The organism is Lachnospiraceae bacterium KGMB03038 (assembly GCA_007361935.1).
GTDB lineage: Bacteria > Bacillota > Clostridia > Lachnospirales > Lachnospiraceae > Massilistercora.
Genome location: CP041667.1, coordinates 1,585,898 through 1,604,974 on the forward strand (window position 1 = coordinate 1,585,898; position 19,077 = coordinate 1,604,974).

18 protein-coding genes are annotated in these 19,077 nt (G+C 48.1%); 15 read left to right on the top strand and 3 right to left on the bottom strand.

Features of this window, described 5'->3' with window-relative positions:
- The first annotated feature begins 389 nt into the window (after nt 1–389).
- From FND36_07560 to FND36_07575, 4 genes are all read left to right on the top strand, one after another.
- Nucleotides 390–1,244, top strand: coding sequence for an aldo/keto reductase (locus tag FND36_07560; GenBank protein QDW73902.1), 855 nt, complete (start codon nt 390–392; stop codon nt 1,242–1,244).
- Nucleotides 1,245–1,301: 57 nt separating this feature from the next.
- Complete coding sequence (locus FND36_07565) at nt 1,302–1,739, top strand: acyl-CoA thioesterase (GenBank protein QDW73903.1); 438 nt, start codon at nt 1,302–1,304, stop codon at nt 1,737–1,739.
- Nucleotides 1,740–1,776: 37 nt separating this feature from the next.
- Entirely contained in the window at nt 1,777–3,708 is a 1,932-nt protein-coding gene (thrS, locus tag FND36_07570) for a threonine--tRNA ligase (protein ID QDW73904.1), read from the top strand.
- Between the two features lie 71 nt (nt 3,709–3,779).
- Nucleotides 3,780–4,091: a DUF1540 domain-containing protein gene (locus FND36_07575; GenBank protein QDW73905.1), complete on the top strand. Its 312-nt coding sequence runs from the start codon at nt 3,780–3,782 to the stop codon at nt 4,089–4,091.
- 109 nt (nt 4,092–4,200) lie between these two features.
- On the opposite strand, the gene metA is transcribed toward FND36_07575, so the two are convergent.
- The 3 genes from metA to FND36_07590 all read right to left on the bottom strand — a co-directional run bounded on the left by metA (nt 4,201) and on the right by FND36_07590 (nt 7,870).
- Nucleotides 4,201–5,121 (bottom strand): homoserine O-succinyltransferase, encoded by a 921-nt coding sequence (metA, locus tag FND36_07580; GenBank protein ID QDW73906.1) that lies wholly within the window; start codon nt 5,119–5,121, stop codon nt 4,201–4,203.
- 134 nt (nt 5,122–5,255) lie between these two features.
- Nucleotides 5,256–6,566, bottom strand: coding sequence for a glycine reductase complex selenoprotein B (grdB, locus tag FND36_07585; GenBank protein ID QDW73907.1), 1,311 nt, complete (start codon nt 6,564–6,566; stop codon nt 5,256–5,258).
- Nucleotides 6,567–6,583: 17 nt separating this feature from the next.
- Nucleotides 6,584–7,870, bottom strand: coding sequence for a beta-aspartyl-peptidase (locus FND36_07590; GenBank protein QDW73908.1), 1,287 nt, complete (start codon nt 7,868–7,870; stop codon nt 6,584–6,586).
- A 153-nt stretch (nt 7,871–8,023) separates the two neighbouring features.
- Here FND36_07590 and FND36_07595 point away from each other — a divergent pair, with 153 nt between their 5' ends.
- The 11 genes from FND36_07595 (at nt 8,024) to FND36_07645 (ending at nt 19,052) form a co-directional block, all read left to right on the top strand.
- On the top strand, nt 8,024–9,001 hold the full coding sequence (locus FND36_07595; GenBank protein ID QDW73909.1) for a tyrosine-type recombinase/integrase: 978 nt from the start codon (nt 8,024–8,026) through the stop codon (nt 8,999–9,001).
- Between the two features lie 219 nt (nt 9,002–9,220).
- On the top strand, nt 9,221–10,621 hold the full coding sequence (locus FND36_07600; protein QDW73910.1) for a sodium:alanine symporter family protein: 1,401 nt from the start codon (nt 9,221–9,223) through the stop codon (nt 10,619–10,621).
- 219 nt (nt 10,622–10,840) lie between these two features.
- A complete protein-coding gene (locus FND36_07605; protein QDW73911.1) occupies nt 10,841–11,359 on the top strand; it encodes a deoxyuridine 5'-triphosphate nucleotidohydrolase in 519 nt (172 codons plus the stop codon).
- A 159-nt stretch (nt 11,360–11,518) separates the two neighbouring features.
- Nucleotides 11,519–12,880, top strand: coding sequence for a spore germination protein (locus FND36_07610; protein ID QDW73912.1), 1,362 nt, complete (start codon nt 11,519–11,521; stop codon nt 12,878–12,880).
- 78 nt (nt 12,881–12,958) lie between these two features.
- Nucleotides 12,959–14,362, top strand: coding sequence for an MATE family efflux transporter (locus FND36_07615; protein ID QDW73913.1), 1,404 nt, complete (start codon nt 12,959–12,961; stop codon nt 14,360–14,362).
- Nucleotides 14,362–15,225 carry a DegV family protein gene (locus FND36_07620; protein ID QDW73914.1) on the top strand — a complete coding sequence of 288 codons (864 nt, stop codon included), beginning with the start codon at nt 14,362–14,364 and terminating at the stop codon, nt 15,223–15,225. The genes FND36_07615 and FND36_07620 overlap by 1 nt, the downstream gene beginning before the upstream one ends.
- 12 nt (nt 15,226–15,237) lie before the next feature.
- Nucleotides 15,238–15,906, top strand: a complete 669-nt coding sequence (locus FND36_07625) for a hypothetical protein (GenBank protein QDW73915.1) — start codon at nt 15,238–15,240, stop codon at nt 15,904–15,906.
- Nucleotides 15,907–16,167: 261 nt separating this feature from the next.
- Nucleotides 16,168–16,662, top strand: coding sequence for a translation initiation factor IF-3 (locus FND36_07630; GenBank protein ID QDW73916.1), 495 nt, complete (start codon nt 16,168–16,170; stop codon nt 16,660–16,662).
- A 34-nt stretch (nt 16,663–16,696) separates the two neighbouring features.
- On the top strand, nt 16,697–16,894 hold the full coding sequence (gene rpmI / locus FND36_07635; protein ID QDW73917.1) for a 50S ribosomal protein L35: 198 nt from the start codon (nt 16,697–16,699) through the stop codon (nt 16,892–16,894).
- Nucleotides 16,895–16,927: 33 nt separating this feature from the next.
- Complete coding sequence (rplT, locus tag FND36_07640; GenBank protein ID QDW73918.1) at nt 16,928–17,284, top strand: 50S ribosomal protein L20; 357 nt, start codon at nt 16,928–16,930, stop codon at nt 17,282–17,284.
- Nucleotides 17,285–17,666: 382 nt separating this feature from the next.
- Complete coding sequence (locus tag FND36_07645) at nt 17,667–19,052, top strand: TrpB-like pyridoxal phosphate-dependent enzyme (GenBank protein QDW73919.1); 1,386 nt, start codon at nt 17,667–17,669, stop codon at nt 19,050–19,052.
- Nucleotides 19,053–19,077: the final 25 nt, after the last annotated feature.

Below are 19,077 nucleotides of genomic sequence, written 5' to 3' on the forward strand. Positions count from 1 at the left end.
GGATGGAGGATTCCTTCTATTCGCCACATATAATAACGCAAAATGCAAAACCAGTCTTGACAAAAAAAGCCGGGATGCTATAATAAATCCATATATGATAATGCGTTGAAGAGAAGAGTAAGACAGGAAAGGGATAAAAGAGAGAGAAGCGGACGGCTGAGAGCTTCTTATCCGGGAACTGTCCGAAGACCACCTCTGAGCGGCTGCAAACCAGCCCGGTGACTCCGTTATCGTCTAGATCAAGAGGTTCCGGAATAGGTCCGGTTCAATTGGGGTGGAACCACGGGAAAGACTCGTCCCCTGTAGCAGATTTGCTGCAGGGGTTTTTATATTGGCGGAATTGTTGGACGCGGAATCCAGAAGGCGGATAGAAAGGTGGAAACAGAGGAATGACATCCATATATGACTGCTATGAATTAAATAATGGGGTAAGAGTACCTTGTCTTGGATTTGGCACTTATAAGGCCGCGGAAGACGGCGGCGGTCAGGTGCTCCGCATGGCTTTGGATGCCGGATATCGGTACTTTGATACGGCTTCCTTCTATCAGAATGAAGAAGTTATGGGAAAGGTATTCGGGGAGGCTGAAATCAAACGGGAAGAATTGTTTTTGGCTTCTAAGGCATGGAAGACTCAGATGGGATGCCGGGAAGTAAAAAAGGCTTTTGAGGAATCTCTGGAAAAGCTGAAGACGGATTATCTGGATCTGTATTTGATCCATTGGCCCCTTCCGAATCCGGATTATGAAGATTGGAAGGCGCTGGATCTGGATACCTGGAAGGCCATGGAGGAGCTATACCAGGACGGCCGGGTTCGGGCGATCGGAGTCAGTAATTTCCTGCCGCATCATTTGGAGAATCTATTAGAACACGCAAAGGTGTCTCCGGCGGTAGACCAGATAGAATTCCATCCAGGATATACCCAGGAAATGACAGTGGAATACTGCCAGAAAAGGGGGATCTTGGTGCAGGCGTGGAGTCCGCTGGGGAGAAGGAAGGCGTTGGAAAATCCGCTTCTTAGAAGAATGGCGCAGAAGTATCAGGTAAGTACCGCGCAGATCTGCCTGCGGTACGCCCTGCAGCGAGGAGTGGTTCCGCTTCCAAAGGCATCTTCGCTTGAGCGGATGAAGGAAAACCAGGAGATTTTTGATTTCGCGCTTACGAAGGAAGACATGTACCGGATCGGAAGTATGGCTCCAGATGGATGGTCCGGGGAGCATCCGGACAGTGAGAGAGTCAGGGAATAGATCATATACAAGAGAAAATCAGGCAGAAGAGATACGACAGACGAGGAAGGTGAAAGAATGAGCGGCAAAAGAGCTTACAGCCATAAAGTACAGTATTACGAAACAGACCAGATGGGGATCGTCCATCATTCCAATTATATCCGCTGGTTTGAGGAGGCGCGGACAGATCTTATGGAACAGATGGGGCTGGGATATGATGAAATGGAAGCAAGAGGGATTTTAAGCCCAGTGCTGTCTGTGGAAGCAGACTATCTGAGGATGGTCCATTTTGGGGATACGGTGACGATTGAGGCATATATTAAGGAATACAATGGGATCAAGCTTACGGTAGGTTATGAGGTTATTGACGATAAGACAGGGATGGTCCACTGCCGAGGCACTTCAAAGCATTGTTTTATCAACCGGGAAGGAAAGCCTTTATCTCTCAAACACGCATGTCTGGAGATCCATCAGATGTTCGCGGGAGAACTGGAAGACCATAAAAAGAAATCCTAAAACAAATCATATAAATAAAAGAAAGGAAACAAAAATTATGAAAATCACACTGAAAGACGGATCGGTAAAAGAGTATGGACAAAGTATGGCAGTCATTGATATTGCCAGAGACTTAAGCGAGGGATTGGCCAGAGCGGCAACCTGCGCAAAGGTAGATGGAGAGATAGAAGATCTTCGTACAGTGATTGACAGAGACTGTGATCTGGAGATTCTGACCTTTGATTCTGAAGAAGGAAAGGGAGCGTTTAACCACACGGCTTCTCACATTATGGCTCAGGCTGTAAAACGGCTGTATCCAGAAACAAAGCTGGCGATCGGTCCATCCATCGCAAATGGGTTCTACTATGATCTGGATCGGGAGACTCCATTTACAACGGAGGACCTGGAGAAGATTGAGGCGGAGATGAAGAAGATCGTAAAAGAAGACCTGAAGCTGGAAAGATCTTCCAAATCCAGAGAAGAAGCGGTGGCATATTTTAAAGAAAAGGGCGAACCCTATAAAGTAGAATTGGTGGAAGATCTCCCAGAAGGAGAGGAAATCAGCTTTTACAGCCAGGGAGAGTTTACCGATCTGTGCGCCGGCCCGCATCTGATGTCCACAAAACCTGTAAAAGCCTTTAAGCTGACCAGCTTGGCGGGCGCATACTGGCGAGGAGATGAGAAGAATAAAATGCTGACCCGGATCTATGGCGTGGCTTATCCCAAAAAGAGTGAGCTGGATGAGTATCTGCATATGATGGAAGAGGCAAAGAAGCGGGATCACAGAAAATTGGGAAGAGAATTGGGCCTGTTTATGATGAGCGATGAGGGGCCGGGCTTCCCATTCTTCCTCCCCAAAGGAATGCAGTTAAAGAATACACTTCTGGATTACTGGAGAAAGCTGCACCGGGAGAAAGGTTATGTGGAGGTGTCAACGCCCATCATTTTGAGCCGTCATCTCTGGGAAAATTCCGGACATTGGGACCACTACAAGAACAATATGTATACGACCGTGATCGATGAGGAAGATTACGCGGTAAAACCAATGAACTGTCCAGGAGGAATGCTGGTCTATAAGTCAGAACCCCGCTCCTACAAAGATCTGCCGATCCGTATGGGAGAGCTGGGAATCGTCCACCGGCATGAAAAATCCGGTCAGCTCCATGGACTTATGCGTGTGAGATGCTTTACGCAGGATGATGCCCATATCTTTATGACTCCAGAACAGATCCGGGATGAGATCAAGGGAGTGGCTCAGCTGATCGATGAGGTTTACAGCCTGTTTGGATTCAAATATCATGTAGAGCTTTCCACCCGTCCGGAGGACAGTATGGGCAGCGATGAGGACTGGGAACTGGCGACAGAGGGCTTAAAAGGCGCTTTGGACGATATGGGCGCGGATTATATCGTGAACGAAGGAGACGGCGCTTTCTATGGTCCCAAGATCGACTTCCATCTGGAAGATTCCATTGGAAGGACCTGGCAGTGCGGGACGATCCAGCTTGATATGCAGATGCCTCAGCGGTTTGACTTAGAATATACAGGAGCAGATGGAGAGAAGCATCGCCCGATCATGATCCATAGAGTTGCCTTTGGTTCCATTGAGCGGTTTATCGGAATCCTGATCGAACATTTTGCCGGCGCGTTCCCGACCTGGCTGGCTCCGGTTCAGGTAAAAGTACTTCCGATTTCGGATAAGTATATGGATTACGCGCAGAAAGTATACGAGGATCTGGAAAAAGCCGGAATCCGTTCTGAGATCGATACCAGGGCAGAAAAAATCGGCTATAAGATCCGAGAAGCCCAGATGCATAAGATTCCTTATATGCTTGTGGTAGGAGCGAAAGAGGAAGAAACAGGAAAGGTTTCTGTAAGGAGCCGCTTCGCTGGAGATGAAGGACAGAAAGACCTGGCTTCATTCATCCAGGACATTGAGAAAGAAATCCAGGAGAAGACAATCCGGGAAGTGGAAGTAGAAAAAGAGGCATAAAGCAGGGTAAAAATAAGAAAATCGGGCATAATATCCTTGATACAGCCATTGGCGAGTAAAGGAGGGATATTATGCCAGAATTAAGATGTACGGTGCAGACTTGTGCCCATAACCAGGATTTCTACTGTAATCTGGATAAGATCGTAGTGGGAGGAGACAGCGCCAGGCAGGCGGCGGATACTTGCTGCGACAGCTTTACAGAGAAGAAAGAAGGTTCTTATTCTAATCAGATGGGAAATGCTTCTGCGACCTGCGGCATTGAATGTAAGGCAACAGAGTGTATGTACAACGAAAATTGCGCCTGTCACGCGGGAAAGATCAGTGTAGAGGGCGGAAGCGCCTGCTGTTGCGAGCAGACGGAGTGTGCTACTTTCCGCTGCTGAAAAGATCAATAAGATCCCGGAAGGATCCAAGAAAAGGGAGACATTGCGAAACAGATGAAAATCTGTGGAGCAATGTCTCCCTTTTTTGATAAATCCATGAAATACGATATTAAAATGGAGTTCCTATCATATCGTACGGTGTCACTTGATAAACGTAGTAGTTGAGCCAGTTGGTATACAGATTATTGGCCGCGGCCCGCCAGGTGAGGAGGGGCTTGTTCTCAGGGTCGTTTTCCGGGTAATAGTTTTTCGGCATTTTGATAGGAAGTCCTTTTGAAAGATCTCTCTTGTATTCCGTATCCAGAGTGATCCGGTCATATTCTGGATGCCCCATGACAAAAATCTGTCTGCCGTTTTCCGCCATGGCCAGAAAAAGGCCGGCATCTTTAGATTCCGCCAGGATCGTCAGCCGGGGATCTTTTCTTACCGCCTCCAAAGGAATCTCCGTATGCCGGGAATGAGGCGCCAGAAAGACGTCGTCGAATCCCCGTACCAACGGGATCTTCCGGTTCAGGACTTTGTGCCAGAATACGCCAAATACTTTTTGATCCAGCTGTACTTTGTCAATGCCGTAATGATAGTACATACCGGCCTGAGCTCCCCAGCACAAGTGAAGGGTAGAAGTAACGTGGGTCTTGCTCCATTCCATGATCTCCCGCAGCTCCTCCCAGTAGTCTACCTCCTCGAAAGGCATCTGTTCTACAGGCGCCCCGGTAATGATAAACCCGTCAAACTTCTGCTCCTTGATCTCACAGAATTTCTGATAAAATTTATTTAAATGACTGGTGGGCGTATTTTTAGACTGATGGCTGGAAACCGTGACAAATACTACATCTACCTGGAGGGGAGTGTTGGAGAGAGAACGAAGGATCTGCAGCTCCGTATCCTCCTTTAGCGGCATCAGGTTCAAAAGACCAATCTTGATAGGGCGGATGTCCTGATGGGTCGCCCGGTGTTCATCCATGACAAAGATATTTTCTTTTTCCAGGATTTCCTTGACCGGAAGATCGTTTTGTACTCGAATAGGCATACGTTACCTTCCTCCTTTGTTATTTCGCAATTAAAATTATTATACCCCGCGGGAAAATGCGCGTCAACCAAGAAATCCCCCCAAAACAGAGAGGAACTCTGCTGGAGGGATTCTTATTCGTATGAACGGTTCGTCTATTTTTCGAATACCGTCTGTTCCGCAACCGGTGTAGTCAAGGCTTTCAGAGCCCGTTCTACCAGTTCCCGCCGGATCTTCTTGCTGGCTTCGTCCGAGAGGTTGGGATCGCCCAGCGGATAGGGGATACCGACAGCCGGTACGATCCGGTTGGCACCGATCGTGAGAGAGATGGGAACGACCGTGGCAATGTGTACCACCGGGATTCCCACACGCTCGATCTCTTTTACCATCGTTGCGCCGCAACGAGTGCAGGTGCCTCAGGTGGATGTGAGGATGACAGCGTCCACATGATCCTCCAAAAGCTTCTTGACAAAGTCTTTCCCAAAGCCTTTGGCGTTGCCGGTGGAAGTCCCGGTCCCTGTGGTGGTGATAAAGTAATCCGCAAGTTCGCCGATCTTTCCTTCCTGTTCCAGCTCCCGCAGGACATCCAGAGGCACAACCAGATCCGGATCTTCTGTGACAAACGCCCGGTCATATCCGCCGTGGATGGTCATGAAATCTGCCTTGTCCATATGGTCCATGCCTTTGATGCTGTAGATGCCATATTTAGTAGCGCTGGAGGACTCGATATGGTCCGGGTTCCCCTGTGGGACGATGCCGCCGGAAGTGACGATAGCCAGTTTGGCCTTGCTCAGATCCGCCACCGGCGCGGCAGGCTCTACCCGGTCAAAGGTAGGCATTGGATATTCGGTCACACATGCTTCCCCTTTCATCTTGCGGACCAGGAGTTCCACAGCCCGCTCGGAACCACGTTTCTCATGGAAGTAGTTTACCCGGATCCCGCGTTCCAGATAGCCTTCTTCCTCCGGTCCCAGGATCTCTTCGCCGTTTACCAGCTTTTCTCCCAGGGCTTTGATGACTGGGACCGCGCTCCTCATGCCGGCGGCAGAATTCTTGGTCTTTACGATGATCAGATCCTTGCGGAACATATCCACACCAGGATTTTCCTCATACATCCCAGTCAATACCGGGATCTGGAACGCGACTTCCACAGCTTTTGCCACCGTACCGCAGGCCACGCCGTAGCGGCCGGCGTTAAAGGCGGGACCAGCGATGAACAGGTCTGGTTTCAGGGGCTCGATCATTTTGAGGATCTCCCCGGTCGCCTCCTCTGTATGTTCTCCAAAATAGTTGTCGCCGCAGACAACGGTGCCGGTGATCTCATAATCTTCGCCAAACGCCTGGGCGAGAGCGAGGCCAGGCCCCATAGGACCCTCATGGAATTCCGGCCCCATGCCTGCCGCCTCTTCTCCGCCGGCGCCGGAAAAGAAGTTATTGATATAATGAACGATCTTTTTCTTAGACATTGGAAAAAACCCCCTTCCTAATAGGTCCGCGCGGCCAGATGGTTGTAACCATTGGCGATGGTGGACGCGATGATGATCTGCAGTTCCGCATCGATGCTCCCGTCTGGGTGGAGGCTGCCCTCATACCCGCCGATCATGGTCTCTACATAATCCAGTGTGCCGATGACATGGTCCATAGGCGGGAAATGTACGATCACATTCCCGTTGCCGCAGGAGACTAAGGTATCCGCTTCTGGGACCGCGTCAGCCAGGGACTGGGATTTCCCGTCCCTTCCAGGAAATTCATCGGTGATAAGGACGACTTTCGCGCCGGCCTTTGTAGCTTTCTTACAGTTCATCATCAGGTCGGTATCCGGGTTTCCGTAGCCCTCCTCAGTGATGATGACGCCGTCCAGGCCAAGGAATTCCACCAGTTTGCCCACCATATCGGAAGCCCGTTCCTTGTCTGCCAGGAAGACATTTTCATTGGTCAGGATCACACCCATGAAATTTAGATCCTTGCCATGGTGGCGGTAAAGGTCTTCGATCACCGGATTGTTCAGGTGATGGAAGGTGGTGACTTTGTCACAGGGAGCCACACAGTTTCCGCTTACGATAGCCCCATCCAGGATCTCGGTAGGATACATGAATGTGGGGATAAACTTCTTGGCGTCCACGCCGTAGTAGTAGGTGTCATGGAGCAGTCCCTGGGACTGGAGCATATGGATATAGCCGACCTTTGGAAGGTCCGGATACTGGGCAGCCTGTTCCAGGTAGGGTTTGGTCTCATAGGTGATGATCTCATCGGGAGTCAGATCTCTTGCCGCTTCCCCGATATAAGCGGCCACCTTAAGCCCTGCCAGCCTGCCGGCCGCTTCATGTTCATGGGCGGAGATACCGTCCTTGGCGTAGAAGAGGACACAGACGTTGTTGGTCTTTGAAAAGGGAGTGTATTTGGCGGTTTCGCCGGACATGTCGATAATGCCTTCCTGGAAGCCGACGATGCGTCCGGAAGTGACAACGACAGTGCCTTTGAGGGCGTGGGTGCGCCCCTGCCCCACCTGTCCTACTTTATTGATGACGCCGGGGAAGATACCGCCGCCGCCGCTGACTTTGACCCTGGGTTCGATCACGTCTTTGACGGGAGCGATGCGGACAGACTCGCCGGGGCGGGCCAGTTCCACATCGGCGCGGACGAGACGGTCATCCTCCAGCACAAGATCGATGATCTCCTGTTTGCAGACATATAAGGTTTTGTTTTCCACATAGGTATGGTCCGCGAACTGGACATCCTCGATGAAAATGTTCCCAAGTTCCAGTTTCATGGGTGATCCCTCCTTCTTATAGAAAATTCTGATTATGATATCATAATAATCAATAAATAAAGGGGTTACAAGAGAATTGTGAAAATAAAGACAACCATTTCTTTAAAAGGATGAATTGTTTTGCTTTACGGATTATAAGGAAAATGTTATAGTATGAATATACAAATAACATTCAAGGGAACCCGCGCTTTGCGCGGAACAGACAAGCGGGGAGAGGCAAATTTGGATAATATTTACGCATCAAAATTAACAAAAGAAAAAATATGGCCCGATTTTTCGGAGCATTTCAGGAGTCCTACGACAGCCGGCTCCTATGCTTCAGATATCCAGGAGATCATGGACTATTTTCAGAAAGATTTCTGGCTGATCCGGGAAGCTGAGGTAGAAGTATATTATCGCTGGCTGGAGAATAAAGTGAAACAGGGGGATTTGAGTCCTGGAACGATGGCAAAAAAAATCCGGGAATTACATTCATTCGCGCAATTTGCCTGCGGACGAAAGAAACAATACAGGATCGGGAAGGAATACCAGGATTATTACCGGCCTTATCTGAGATTATTGGAAAAGCAGGCGCCTTACGCTAAATCAGTACCGCCGGAGCATCTTGACCGACTGCTTGAAGCAGCCCAGGAGGATCTGACAGCGTATGGGATCATCCTGCTTTTATATCGGGCAGGGCTGACTTCGACAGAGATTACCTGGCTGCGCCCCCAGGATCTGATCCTCTATCAGGACGGAGCATACGCATCGGTCAAAGGACGCCGGGAACTTTGCTATCTGCCGGAGGATGTGTTTGGGGTACTGGAACAATATCTTTTAGAGCGGCCAGGCCAACCGTTCCTATTTCTCAGCAGCCGGGGCAACCAGTTAAATCTCATGATGATCAGCCGGCTGTTGAAAAGATACGAGAGGAAGGCTGGGATTCCATCTTACAGCGCTCAAAGTATCCGCAATTCCTGTGCTTTTACATTGTTTGCTTATGGAGCGGACGAAGAGCAGACTGCCAGCCGTCTTGGAGTGACTGGGGTCCAGATCCGGCGGTACCGGCAGGAGGGATACAGGGAAAACCTGCAGAGAGAAGCTGAGAAACTGGTGAAACTGAAGGCGGAGCCTCCGGTTTTGCGCCGCTAAGAGATTGCTAAAAATTTGCGAAAAAGCGTTAGAAAATTCGTACAAAAAAGATAGATGTATATTTAACAATCTTTTTTGATGGTAAAAATACACAAAAATTATGAAATTATACGAAAAATCTTGCTGTTAAGAAAATTTTAAGGTACAATGAACGAAAGTAAAAAGTACATGTGAGAAGGAAGGGAAACAAAAAGAAAAGAAAAAGGGGGAATTGCATTTATGTTTGACGCTATTAATTCAGTTGTGACTGCTGTGAATGGTGTTGTATGGGGCTGGCCGATGATCATCCTGCTTCTTGGAACTCATATTTTTATGACATTCCGTACAGGATTTATCCAAAGGCATTCCATCGGAAAAGGAATCCGGCTTTCGGTGACAAGAGATCCGGAGGCGGAAGGTGAAGTATCACAGTTTGGCGCGCTGACAACAGCTTTGGCGGCAACGATTGGTACAGGAAATATTATCGGTGTTGGTACAGCAATCGCTATGGGAGGTCCGGGAGCGGTCCTGTGGATCTGGCTGAGCGGCGTATTTGGAATAGCGACAAAATATTCAGAGTCTTTGATCGCTGTTAAATACCGGGTAAAAACGGAAGATGGACGTATGCAGGGCGGCGCTTTCTATGCGCTGGAAAGAGGATTGAATATGAAATGGCTGGGAATGCTGTTTGCGATTCTTGCCGGATTTGCCTCTTTTGGTATTGGATGCGCGACCCAGGTAAACGCGATCGCGACAGTTGCGGAAGAGAACTTTAATATTCCTCCGCTTCCAGTAGGAATTGTGATCGCGGCGCTGACAGCGTTTGTAATCTTTGGCGGAATCAAATCAATCGCAAATGTATGTGAGAAACTGGTTCCGTTTATGGCAATCTTTTATGTGCTTGGATGTTTGATCATTCTGGGAATGAACTATGATTATATTATTCCAGCAATCGCTACAATATGCAGGCTGGCCTTTACACCTGGCGCGGCAGCCGGAGGCCTTGTTGGTACTGGTATCCTGATGGCGATGCGGTTTGGTATTGCCAGAGGACTTTTCTCTAATGAATCTGGTATGGGTTCCGCCCCGATCGCGGCGGCGGCTGCTCAGACCAGGAACCCCGTTCGTCAGGCGCTTGTATCCTCTACCGGTACTTTCTGGGATACCGTTGTTGTTTGTCTGATGACTGGCCTTGTACTGGTAACAACGATTATGAAGAACCCTAATATCAATGCGGATGAAGTGGAAGATGGAGGCGTGCTGACATCCTTGGCATTTGGCCAGATTCCTGTTCTTGGGCCGTTGATCCTGACACTTGGTATCATCACCTTCGCTTATTCCACGATCCTCGGATGGGCTTACTATGGAGAGCGGTGTGTAGAATATTTTGCGGGAAAAGCCGGCAAAGGAGTTTTGATCGGATATCGTGTCCTTTATATAGCGGTTGCGGCGATCGCTCCTGTTGTAGCCCTTGATCTTGTGTGGCTGATCGCGGATACGCTGAACGCGTTTATGGCGATTCCAAACTTGATCGCGGTACTGCTCTTGTCGAATGTGATCGTGAAGGAGACCAAGGAGTATATCAACGATCTGGATAAGAAAGATGAAACTCCGATCCCTGTGATCAAGAGCGGTCAGTAAAGAAAAGATACAGATAAAATATTTGAACATGTACTTAGCTTGGACAGAATAAGAAAGAGCTAGCAAAGGCCCATCCCGGCAGAAATGCCGGGATGGGCTTTATTTTTGCCTGACAGGCATTGACGATATTGATTTCGGATGATAATATAGATACGAAATACAGAATGTAGTGAAAGATGAGAAGAAAAATACTAAATATGGGAAAGAGGTACAGGTTGAATGGCTAAAAGGATCGCGCAGTTTCATAAAGTAAGCTTTGAACAATTTAAAGAAGGATTTGCAGATTGCTTTGGAAAGACAGATGAAGAAGAGATCCGAGAGATTTATGAGGATATACGGCTGCCCAAAAGAGCGACAAAAGGATCGGCGGGGTATGACTTTTTTGCCCCGGTGCCGCTGGTGATCGCGCCGGGAAAGACGGTGAAGGTGCCAACCGGAGTCCGCGTGGAAATGCAGGAGAATTGGGTGCTGAAATGTTATCCAAGAAGCGGACTTGGATTCAAATACCGGCTGCAGCTGAACAATACGGTAGGTATTATCGACAGCGACTACTTCTATTCAGATAATGAAGGGCATATTTTCGCGAAGATCACCAATGACACGAATGAAGAGAAGACGGTAGAGATTGAAGCGGGAACCGGATTTATGCAGGGAATCTTTGTAGAGTATGGAATTACAATGGACGACGAGGTATCAACAGTCCGAAATGGCGGACTTGGGAGTACTACAGATAGATAAGGCCAAAGGCCGGAAAAGAACGGTGGGGTATGCGCCGTTCTTTTTTCAAACGCAGTTTGGGCCGGGGGATTTTTAAAAATCCCCCGGCCCAAACTGCATAATCAGAAATCTTTTCGGACATGATAATCCCAGAAAAGCGCAAATGGCGGAGGAATGATCATGTCTGATATAAAGAAAGTAACAGCTTCAAGAGAAGCGAATGCGGATTACTTAAATCAAGTCCTTCCGATCAAGGAGAGTTTTGATCTGATCCAAAGAGATATGCTGATCGGCGGCCGGATGGCCTCCTTCTACTTTATCGATGGCTTCACAAAGGATGAAGTGATGCTTAAGATCATGGATTCTTTTTTTAAGGTGAAAGAAGAAGAGATGCCGCCGGACGCCACGCAATTTTCCAGAATGTTTGTTCCTTATGTAGAGGTAGATGTACTGGGGGATTTCGATCAGGTGCTGAAAAATATTTTGTCAGGGGTAACCTGTCTTTTTATTGATGGATATGAAGCCTGTATCGCCATAGACTGCCGGACATATCCGATGCGAAGTGTGGAGGAGCCGGATAAGGACAAGTCCCTCAGAGGATCGAGAGACGGGTTTGTGGAGACGGTAGTCTTTAATACAGCCATGTTAAGGCGCAGGATCCGTGATCCGCATCTGATCATGGAAATGAAAGAAGTAGGAGACAGCTCTCGGACAGATGTAACGATCTGTTATATGAAAGACCGGGTGGACAAGGAGCTTCTGAAACGGATCGAAGAGAGGATTGACAGCATCAAGACAGGAGATCTTCGTATGAACCAGCAGAGCCTGGCAGAGTGTCTGTTTCACCGTAAATGGTACAATCCCTTTCCTAAGTTTAAGTTTACAGAAAGACCAGATACCGCGGCCGCCTGTATCTTGGAAGGGAAAGTGGCGATTTTGGTGGATAACTCGCCGTCAGCGCTTATCCTGCCTACTTCGGTCTACGATATGATCGAGGAAGCCAACGACTATTATTTTCCTACTCTGACCAGGGCCTATTTGAAGATTGCCAGAGCGCTGATCAACTTTATGACCATCTTTCTGACGCCGGTATTTCTGCTTTTCATGCAGAATCTAAACTGGCTTCCGGAGATTTTCGCTTTTGTGGCAGTAAAAGATACTGTAAATATACCTCTGATCTTCCAGCTTTTGATGTTGGAGATCGCGATCGATGGACTCCGCCTTGCAGCTTTGAATACCCCCAGTATGCTCAGTACGCCTTTGAGTGTGATCGCCGGTCTGGTGATGGGAGAGTTCTCGGTCAAGTCGGGGTGGTTTAATGCGGAAGTCATGCTGTACATGGCGTTTGTTGCCGTGGCTAATTATACTCAGCCTAATTTTGAGCTGGGATATGCTTTGAAGTTCATGCGGCTGCAGCTGTTGATCCTGACAGCCGTCTTTAACTGGGCGGGATTCGCGATCGGCTGCGGAATCGTGGTGATCAGTTTATGCTTTAACAAGACTCTATCCGGCAAGAATTATCTGAATGTAAAACTGAATTAAGAATACGGATATACAAGAGAAAACGAAAATGTTATGATATTAAGAGAAAAATACAGATGAGAAAAGGAATTGAGAAAAATGAAAACAACGAGTGATGAAAAGCTGGGAAGTCAGCCGCTGGGCAGGCTGATCCTGTCTATGGCGGTGCCGTCAGTGACGGCCCAGCTGATCAATGTGCTTTACAATATTGTGGACCGGATTTATATCGGGCATATTCAAGGATACGGGGATGTGGCGCTGACAGGGGTCGGCGTTACCTTCCCGATTCTTATGCTGGTTTCCGCCTTCAGCGCTTTTGCCGGCATGGGCGGGGCGCCTCTTGCCTCCATTCAGCTTGGCCGCCGCGACAGAGAAAAGGCAGAAGAGATTCTGGGGAATTCCGCCGCCCTTTTGATCCTGTTTTCTATTGTGCTGACGGTAGGGTTTTCTATTTTCAAAACACCGGTGCTCTATGCTTTTGGGGCCAGTGACGCAACCATCAGATATGCGGAAGACTATATTGGCATTTATCTGATCGGAACCATCTTCGTCCAGTTTTCCGTTGGCTTAAATACCTTTATCAGCGGCCAGGGGAACGCGCTGACAGCAATGCTGTCCGTGCTGATCGGAGCAGTCATTAATATTATCCTGGATCCGATCTTTATCTTTTTATTCGGGATGGGGGTCAAAGGCGCGGCTTTGGCGACCATTTTATCTCAGGCGGTCAGCGCCCTGTGGGTAGTCCGCTTCCTGACTTCTGATAAAAGTGTCATCCGACTGAGAAGACGGCATATGAAGCTTCGCCCGGCGGTGGTAAAACGGATCGGAAGCCTGGGGATCTCCCCATTTATCATGCAGAGTACGGAGAGCCTGGTAAGCGTGACTTTGAATTACGGACTCCAGAAATACGGCGGAGACCTGTATGTGGGAACTATGTCGATCATGACCAGCGTGATGCAGGTGATCACCATACCGATCCAGGGGCTGACCCAGGGAGTGCAGCCGATTACCAGCTACAATTACGGAGCAGGCAATAAAGAACGGGTGAAGGGAACCTTCCTGCGCCTGATCGCCATCTGTCTGACCGGGACGATGATCCTTGGAGGGATCGCCGTTTTCTTTCCCCAGGTATACGTCCGTATTTTTACGCCGGACCAGGAACTGATCGAGATGACCTGCAGGTATATGCCCGTCTATTTCCTGGGAATGACGATCTTCGGCCTTCAATCGGCATGCCAGTCTACCTTCGTGGCCCTTGGACAGGCAAAAGTCTCTGTATTTATCGCCCTCCTGCGAAAAGTGATCCTCCTGATCCCTCTGGCGGTCATTCTGCCAAGGTTTATGGGAGTGACCGGGATCTACCGGGCAGAGCCAATCGCGGATATTTTATCTGTCCTTACTACCAGCATTGTATTCATGATTACGGTGAAAAATATTTTGCGTAATATGGGCAAAAGTGATATGATAAATAGAGAAACTTGCGGTAAAGGAGGGGAAACGTAATGAGCGACTATGTAATTACGGTAAACAGTACGGTAGATGTTCCAAAGGAATGGCTGGAGGAAAGGAACGTACCAGTAGTTCCATTAAAGTATACGATAGATGGCGAGACATATGAAGATATGAACGGTTTGTCCGCCAAAGAGTTTTTTAAGAAAATCCGAGAAGGCAAAATGGCGGTCACTTCTCAGGTGAATCCAGAGGAAGCCAGAGCGGCGCTGGAACCATTTCTGAAAGAGGGAAAGGATGTGCTCCACCTTGGGTTTTCCTCAGGCCTTTCTGGAACCTGCAACAGCATGATGATCGCGGGGGAAGAATTAAGAGAAGCCTATCCGGATCGGAAGGTGATCGTGATCGACACCTTGTGCGCGTGCCTGGGAGAAGCGCTGCTTTTGTATTATGCCCTCAAATTAAAAAATGAAGGGAAGACCATTGAGGAAGTGGCGCAATGGGCAGAAGAAAACAAGCTGCATGTATGCCACGATGTGACTGTGGATGATCTGAACCATCTGCAGAGAGGCGGAAGAGTTTCCAAGACAACGGCTATCTTTGGAACCATGATCCAGATCAAGCCGATCATCCACATGGATGACAACGGAACTCTGCAGGTGATCGGAAAGGAACGGGGAAGGAAAAAATCCCTCAATAAAATCGTGGATATGGCGGCAGAACAGTCGAAAGGCTGGCAGAATGATATTATTATGATCACCCATGGAGACTGTCAGGAAGATGCGGAATATGTGGCGGAACTGGTACGGGAAAAAATGGGAATCGACAATATCCTGATCAATAACATCGGAACGGTGATCGGAAGCCATACTGGACCGGGAGTTGTAGCTGTCTTCTGTATGGGAAACAAACGATAGGATGGAGAACGGATGAAAAAGAATCTTGTGATCGACGGCCAGATGAAAAGGATCTGGCCGTCTGTAAGAGTAGGCTGTCTTCAATATCAGGTCAAAGTAGAGGAAAAGAATCCGGAACTTTGGTCTTATCTGAAGAAAGAAGTATTTAAGAAGACCAAAGATGCGATCTTCGATTATGGAACAGGGGAGATCCCTAATATCAAAGAGTCCAGAGCCGCGTACAAGGCCTTTGGCAAAGACCCCAGCCGCTACCGGGTGTCTTCCGAAGCTCTGGTCCGCCGGATCGGCCAGGGAAAAGGGCTGTATGAGGTCAATACAGTGGTAGATGTGAACAACTTGATCTCGATCGAGTCGGGGTTCTCTGTGGGGTCCTATGACGCGTCCAAGATCGGACAGGATCTTATTTTCCGTATCGGAAGAGAAGGAGAGACATACAAGGGGATTGGGAAAGAGGAGATCAAAATCGATGCTCTTCCGGTGCTGGCGGATGATAAGGGAGCCATCGGAAGCTCTACCAGCGATTCTGAAAGAGCCATGATCACAGAAGAGGCAGAAGAAGTCCTGACACTTATTTATTCCTTTTCCGACAACCAGGATCTGGAGAAGGCTTTGGAAAATGGAAAGAAATACCTGGAAACTTACGCGGACGCAAAAGAGATAGAAGCATGGATCGCGGAATAGAAGGAAAAGAAGTAAAGAAAAATCTTGACAGCAGGAAGAGACTGTGATAGATTAATAGTTGCGTGAAGCAAAAAAGAAAGCAGAGTATCCACTCTCACCATAGCACAAGCGGGTGACTATCGGTTTGATATTGTACAGGAAGAGCAGAAGAGATAGAAAAGTTCTCTATGTTTTCTATGTAGATGTATGAAAGTGGATAGTCGCGAAACTGTTCACTTTTTTTAATTTGATCAATGGGGGTGCAGGGAAATTAGCGATTTAATGATTAACGAACAGATCCGGGATAAAGAAGTCCGGGTCATTGGCAGTGACGGACAGCAGTTGGGCATTATGTCGGCCCGTGAAGCTCAAAAACTGGCGTTGGAAGCGGAACTGGATCTGGTGAAGATCGCGCCGAAGGCTCAGCCTCCGGTATGTAAGATCATTGACTACGGGAAATACCGCTATGAACAGGCCAGAAAGGAAAAAGAGGCCAAGAAAAAACAAAAGACGGTGGAAATAAAAGAAGTGCGTCTTTCACCAAACATTGATACCAACGACCTGAATACGAAGGTAAATAACGCCAGAAAGTTTATCAGCAAAGGAAATAAGGTAAAAGTGACCCTGCGTTTCAGAGGACGCGAGATGGCTCATGTTCAGCAGAGCAAACATATCCTGGATGATTTCGCAAAGCTGCTTGAGGATCTGGCGGTCGTGGAAAAGCCTGCGAAATTGGAAGGCAGAAATATGAGTATGGTTTTAACTGAAAAACGTTAAAAATATATTTACCAAAATCAAGGAGGAATTGATCATGCCAAAAATGAAAACGAATCGGGCTGCTGCAAAGCGCTTTAAGAAGACAGGTACAGGAAAGTTAAAAAGAAATAAAGCTTACAAAAGCCATATCTTAACAAAGAAATCCGCAAAGAGAAAGAGAAACTTGAGAAAAGCAACTATTACAGATGCGACAAATGTAAAGAACATGAAGAAAGCGATGCCATATTTATAAAATCTGGCAGAATATTTGAAGGAGGAATAAGAGATGGCAAGAATCAAAGGCGGAATGAACGCTAAAAAGAAACATAATAGAGTATTAAAACTGGCGAAAGGATACAGAGGCGCACGCTCTAAACAGTATCGTGTGGCAAAACAGTCCGTAATGCGCGCCCTGACTTCCGCATATGCCGGAAGAAAACAGCGGAAGCGTCAGATGCGTCAGCTGTGGATCGCGCGTATCAACGCGGCTGCCAGACTGAATGGTTTGTCCTACAGCAAATTTATGCACGGCCTGAAGCTGGCGAACGTTGATATGAACCGTAAGATGCTGGCTGAGATGGCTGTAAATGACGCGGAGGGATTTGCGACACTGGCACAGACAGCCAAAGAAAAATTAGCTTAAATATCTTGACAATGCCACGTTAGAGTGATAAAGTAGCTGTAAACCGGTGAGGAAGAGTGAGTATCTATCGTTGGAACCAGACAGAGAGCCGCAGATGGTGGGATTGCGGTGGATGAGACGATGGAGAATGGACTTCCGAGGGCGAACTGAAAGGGGACTCCCCAAGTAGGCGGGCCGGAGCGGAGCTCCGTTATCAAAACCAGCGTATGATGGTACGTATGAGTGGATATATGATAAGTATATCAAGCTGGGTGGCACCGCAGGAGTAGATTTTGATACTCTTGTCCCTGCAATTGTTATTGTGTGGGATAAGGGTATTTTTTATTGAGTTCATGGAAGTACCCTTTCCCTGAAGACCAGATCAAAGAAAGGAGAAACAAAAATGAACGAACAGAAAATTCCTTACAAAATCTACCTGGATGAGAGCGAGATGCCAAAGACATGGTACAATGTGCGGGCAGATATGAAGAATAAGCCGGCGCCGTTGTTAAATCCTGGGACCCATAAGCCCATGACAGAAGAAGAGCTTTCCGCTGTGTTCTGCAAAGATCTGGTGGAGCAGGAACTGGATAATGAAAATCGTTATATTGAGATTCCAAAAGAAATACAGGACTTCTATAAGATGTATCGCCCGGCGCCTTTGGTGAGAGCTTACTGTCTGGAAGAGCGGCTGCAGACCCCTGCTAAGATCTACTACAAATTTGAAGGCAACAATACCAGCGGCAGCCACAAATTAAACTCGGCTATTGCCCAGGCCTACTACGCTAAGAAGCAGGGGCTGAAAGGCGTGACGACAGAGACTGGGGCAGGCCAGTGGGGAACCGCTCTGGCTATGGCCTGCGCCTACCTGGAATTGGACTGCAAGGTATTTATGGTAAAATGTTCCTACGAACAGAAACCGTTCCGCCGGGAAGTGATGCGCACCTATGGAGCCAGTGTCACCCCATCTCCTTCTATGGAAACAGAAGTGGGGAGAAAAATTCTGGAACAGCATCCCGGAACGTCAGGGAGTCTGGGCTGCGCTATCTCAGAAGCGGTAGAGACGGCACTTGGAAACGAGGGATATCGGTACGTATTGGGAAGTGTGCTGAATCAAGTGGTCCTTCATCAATCCGTTATTGGAATGGAGACAAAATTGGCTCTTGATAAATACGGAGTAACGCCGGATATTATTATCGGCTGCGCGGGAGGAGGATCCAATCTTGGAGGACTGATTTCTCCATTTATGGGAGAAAAGTTAAGAGGCGAGAAGGATTATCGTTTTATCGCAGTAGAGCCGGCTTCCTGCCCCAGTATGACCAGGGGAGTTTATGCCTATGATTTCTGCGATACGGGAATGGTATGTCCGCTGGCTAAAATGTATACTTTGGGAAGCGGATTCATTCCATCGCCAAATCATGCGGGAGGCCTTCGCTATCACGGAATGAGCCCGATCCTGTCCCAGCTTTACGCGGATGGATATATGGAAGCCCGTTCTGTAGAACAGACAGCAGTTTTCAAAGCCGCGGAGCAGTTTGCCAGGATCGAAGGGATCCTTCCGGCGCCGGAGAGCAGCCATGCCATCAAAGTGGCCATGGACGAGGCCATGAAGTGCAAAGAGACAGGAGAAGAAAAGACCATTGTATTTGGGTTGACGGGAACCGGGTATTTTGATATGGTAGCTTATGAGAAGTTCCATGATGGAAAAATGGAAGACTATATTCCTTCCGATGAAGATCTGCGGAAAGGATTTGACGGGCTTCCGAAGTTTCCGGGAAACATGGAGTAAGATCTAGAATATAGCGGAGGTGGCC